Consider the following 4,115-nt stretch of genomic DNA (forward strand, 5'->3'; position numbering starts at 1 on the left):
GCCTGGAAGCCATGCGACTTCGCCGCCGCCTTGCCGTCGTAACGCACCGCCGCCGGGATGAAGTGGTACTGGATATCTGGGTAGTCGACGCCGGCCTGCGAGCGCACGAAGGCCGCGGCTTCGAAATGGTTGGTGGCGCCGAGGCCGGACTTGAAGAACAGCCACTGCGCGCCGATCATCGCCTTGGAGAAGGGGTTGAGCACCGAGTTCAGCGTGATCGGCTTGGTCGCTTCCTGCTGGATATAGAGCTCCAGATGGTCCTGCAGATTGGCCCCGACGCCCGCCCGGTCGGCGATCACCTTTATGCCGTTTTCCTGCAGATGCGCGCCGGGGCCGACGCCGGACAGCATCAGGATCTTCGGCGAATTGATCGACGAGGCCGCGACGATCACCTCACGTCGCGCCTTAACGACCTGAATCTGTTTGTTAGCTTCGATCTCGACGCCGATGGCGCGTTGATTCTCTATCACCACGCGGCGGGCGAAGCCCTTGACCAGACTCACATTCTTTCGCCTGAGAGCCGGCTTAAGATACGCGTTCGCGGCCGACCAGCGGCGGCCGCGCCAGATGGTCTGCTCCATCGGCCCGAAGCCTTCCTGCTTCGATCCGTTATAGTCGTCGGTGAGCTCGAAGCCGGCCTGCCGGCCCGCCTCGAGGAAGGCGCCGTAAAGCGGGTTCTTGCGCGTGCCGCGCTGCACATGCAGCGGGCCGCCCTGACCGCGCCAGCCGTCCTCGCCGCCGTCGGAATCCTCCATGCGCTTGAAATAGGGAAGCACGTCGGCGAAGCCCCATCCGGCAGCACCCTGTTCGGCCCAATGGTCGAAGTCGCGCGCATGGCCGCGAACATAGACCATGCCGTTGATGGAGGACGAACCGCCGATCACCTTGCCGCGCGGGGTGGCGAGCACGCGGCCGCCGAGATGCGGCTCTGGCTCGCTGGCGAAGCCCCAGTCGTAAAGGCTCATGTTGAGCGGGATCGACAGCGCCGACGGCATCTGGATCAGCGGCCCCATATCGGTGCCGCCGAACTCGATCACGATCACCGAATGCTTGCCGTCTTCCGACAGCCGGTAGGCCATGGCCGAGCCGGCGGAGCCCGATCCGATGATCACGAAATCCGCTTCAAGCATTGTTCATATGCGCCATAAAGTCGGCGAGCGAGACATTGCCGCCGGTAGCCACCACAAGGACGGTTTTGCCCGCTACATCCACCTTGCCGCCGAGCAGCGCGGCAAGCGAGGCCGCGCCCGAAGGCTCCAGCACCAGCTTCAGCCGCTCGAAGGCGATCTTCATTGCATCCCGCACCGCGGCATCTTCGACGGTGACGCCGCGAACGCCGGCAGCACTCACCGCCGCGAAGGGCGCCTCGCCTGGCTTGCGCGCCATCAGCCCGTCGCAGATCGATCTCGGTCCGATCGGCATCGTCTCGATCGCGCCATGCGCCAGCGACGAGCCCATGCCGTTGAAGCCTTCCGGCTCGACGGCGATGATCTCGGTTTTCGGCGACAGATAATGGAAGGCGAGCGAAACGCCGCCGATCAGGCCGCCGCCGCCAACCGAGCAGAACACCAAATCGGCGTGGGCCTTCTTCGCCGCCAACTGGTCGAGCGCTTCCAGCCCGGCCCCTGCCTGGCCGGCGACGATCTCGGGATCGTCGAAGGGATGCAGCAAGATGAGCTGCTCGGTCTCGGCGATCTCGCGCGCCTTGGCGGCGGCGACTTCCTCGCGGGCACGCTCGCCATGATCGGTCAGCACCACGCGCGCGCCATAGCCGGCGGTCGCGTCGCGCTTGGCGGCAGGCGCGTCGATCGGCATGACGATGGTGACGGGAATGCCGAGCGCCTGGCCGGCAGCCGCAAGCCCTTGCGCGAAATTGCCGGAGGAATAGGCGACCACGCCCTTCCTCGCTTCGTCCGGTGACAGCCGCTTAAGGCGCCAATAGGCGCCGCGCACCTTGAAGGACCCCGCCCATTGCAGCGATTCCGGCTTGACGAACACCCGCGCGGCGCCGGCTTCCCTCGCAAGTGCGGGCGACTCCAACAGCGGCGTGACTTGCGTCGCCGTCGAGGTCACCGCATAGGCCTGCTTCAGGCGGTCGAGGGTGGGAACCAGAACGTCTGCCATCATTCGCCTCGCGGATATCGTTTGCTCTCTTCGAGGTTGTCGAGATTCATGTGATTGCGCATGTAGCGCTCCGAGGCTTTCTGCAGCGGCTGGAAATCCCAGGGGTAATAGGCGCCGTTGCGCAGCGCCGGGTAGACGACCCAGCGGCTTGCCTGGCTTTCGCGCACCGCGGCATCGAACGCGGCCATGTCCCAGCGCGCCCGGACCTTTTCCATGAACGCCGCCACCAGGGCAGCGTTCGCCGGATCCTCAGCGAGGTTGTTCCGTTCGAGCGGGTCGGCCTCCAGGTCGAACAGCTGCGGCGCGTCGAGCTCGCAATGGACGAATTTGTATTTGCCGTCGCGGATCGCGGCCAGCGGCGCATAGGAGCCTTCGGCGGCATATTCCATGACAACGGGTGCGGTGCGCGGCTTGCCGCCGAGCAGCGGCAGCAGCGACTGGCCGTCGGTCCACGGCGCGATTGCAGCGATATCAATGCCGGCGAGGTCACAGACCGTCGGCGTCACGTCGAGATTGGAGACGGGCGCCTCGATGAGGCCGGCTGGCACGCCGTTGCCGGCGATCATCAGCGGCACGCGCGCCGAGCCCTCGAAGAAGCTCATTTTGAACCACAGGCCGCGCTCGCCCAGCATGTCGCCGTGATCCGAGCAGAACAGGATGATGGTGTCGTCAAGCATGCGAGTGCGCTTGAGGACGTCCAGAAGCTCGCCGAGCTTATCGTCGACATAGGAAATGTTGGCGAAATAGCCGCGCCGGGAACGGCGCACCTGCTCGAGCGTGATCTCGAAGGACTGATAGTCGCTTGCCCGGTAAAGGCGCTGCGAATGCGTGTCCTGTTCGTCATGCGGGATGAACGGCGTTTCGGGATCGAGCGTCTGGCAGTTCTCGTAAAGATCCCAGTACTGCCTGCGCGCGACATAGGGATCGTGCGGGTGCGATAGCGAAACGGTAAGGCACCAGGGCCGATGTCCCGCATCGTCCTGCTCGCGCGAAAGCTGGTACAGCTTTTGCTCGGCCAGAAACACCACCTCGTCGTCATACTCCATCTGGTTGGTGGTCTCGGCAACGCCGGCGCCGGTGACCGAGCCGAGATTGTGATACCACCAGTCGATGCGCTCGCCGGGCTTGCGGTAATCCGGCGTCCAGCCGAAATCGGCCGGATAGATATCGGTGGTCAGCCGCTCCTCGAAGCCGTGCAACTGGTCCGGTCCGACGAAATGCATCTTGCCGGACAGGCAGGTGTAATAGCCGGCGGAGCGCAGATGATGCGCGAAGGTCGGGATCGAGGACGAGAATTCGGCGGCGTTGTCATAGACCCCGGTGCGCGACGGCAGCTGGCCGCTCATGAACGAGGCCCGGCCGGGCGCGCAAAGCGGCGAGGCGGTGTAGTTGTTGGCGAAACGCGCCGAGCGGGCGGCGAGCGCCTTGAGATGCGGCACGTGCAGGAAATCCGCCGGGCCGTCGGGGAAGAGCGTGCCGTTGAGCTGATCGACCATGACGATCAGGAAATTGGGTCGTTCGGTGGTCAAGGCAGGCTCCGTCCGCTGAGCTTGGTTTCGAGATAATCTTCGACGAGCGCGATCGCTGTCTGCGCATCGGGCACGCCGTCCTTCAGCGCGCGCCGAATGTAGAGTCCGTCGATCAGCGCCGCCGTCGCTTCCGCAGCGCGGTCCGCTTCGGCCCTCGGCAGAATGCCGGTCAGCCCGCTCATCAGGTTGGAATTGAGCCGCCGCGCATAGAAACGAAGCAGCCGCCGCAACTCGGTCGATTTCTGCGCCTCGACATAGAAGGCGAGCCAGGCCGCGATGATCTCCGGCTGGAACTGCTCGTCGGAGAAACTGACCGCAACGACGGCCGAGACGCGCTGGCGCGGTGTCGCGGCGACGCGAAGCGCTCGTCTTGTATCGATGTTGAGCTCGGCAAGGATGTGCCGCATCGTGGCGAAGAGCAGCTCGTCCTTGGCGCCGAAATAGTGATGGGCGAGCGCCGAC

The 4,115-nt window shown here is 65.0% G+C and carries 4 protein-coding genes; all 4 read right to left on the bottom strand.

From position 1 onward, the window contains the following. Positions 1-1,130: GMC family oxidoreductase N-terminal domain-containing protein (locus tag EOA60_RS21785; RefSeq protein WP_128311852.1), on the bottom strand; the 1,130-nt coding region annotated here is incomplete at its 3' end. Further along, the gene (locus EOA60_RS21790; protein ID WP_164893822.1) at positions 1,123-2,127 is read right to left on the bottom strand and encodes a threonine/serine dehydratase; all 1,005 of its coding nucleotides are present in this window, start codon (positions 2,125-2,127) and stop codon (positions 1,123-1,125) included. The genes EOA60_RS21790 and EOA60_RS21785, both read right to left, overlap by 8 nt. Then, positions 2,124-3,653 (bottom strand): choline-sulfatase, encoded by a 1,530-nt coding sequence (gene betC, locus EOA60_RS21795; RefSeq protein WP_095823747.1) that lies wholly within the window; start codon positions 3,651-3,653, stop codon positions 2,124-2,126. The genes EOA60_RS21790 and betC overlap by 4 nt, the downstream gene beginning before the upstream one ends. Further along, a partial coding sequence (betI, locus tag EOA60_RS21800) for a transcriptional regulator BetI (protein ID WP_128311853.1) occupies positions 3,650-4,115 on the bottom strand: 466 nt, incomplete at its 5' end. The genes betI and betC, both read right to left, overlap by 4 nt.

This window comes from Mesorhizobium sp. M1A.F.Ca.IN.020.06.1.1 (assembly GCF_004023265.1).
In the GTDB taxonomy this organism is placed as follows: Bacteria; Pseudomonadota; Alphaproteobacteria; order Rhizobiales; family Rhizobiaceae; genus Mesorhizobium.

Coding starts and splice junctions, on each gene's coding strand:
- EOA60_RS21790 (WP_164893822.1), bottom strand. CDS start 2,127: ATGATGGCAGACGTTCTGGTTCCCACCCTCGACCGCCTGAAGCAGGCC.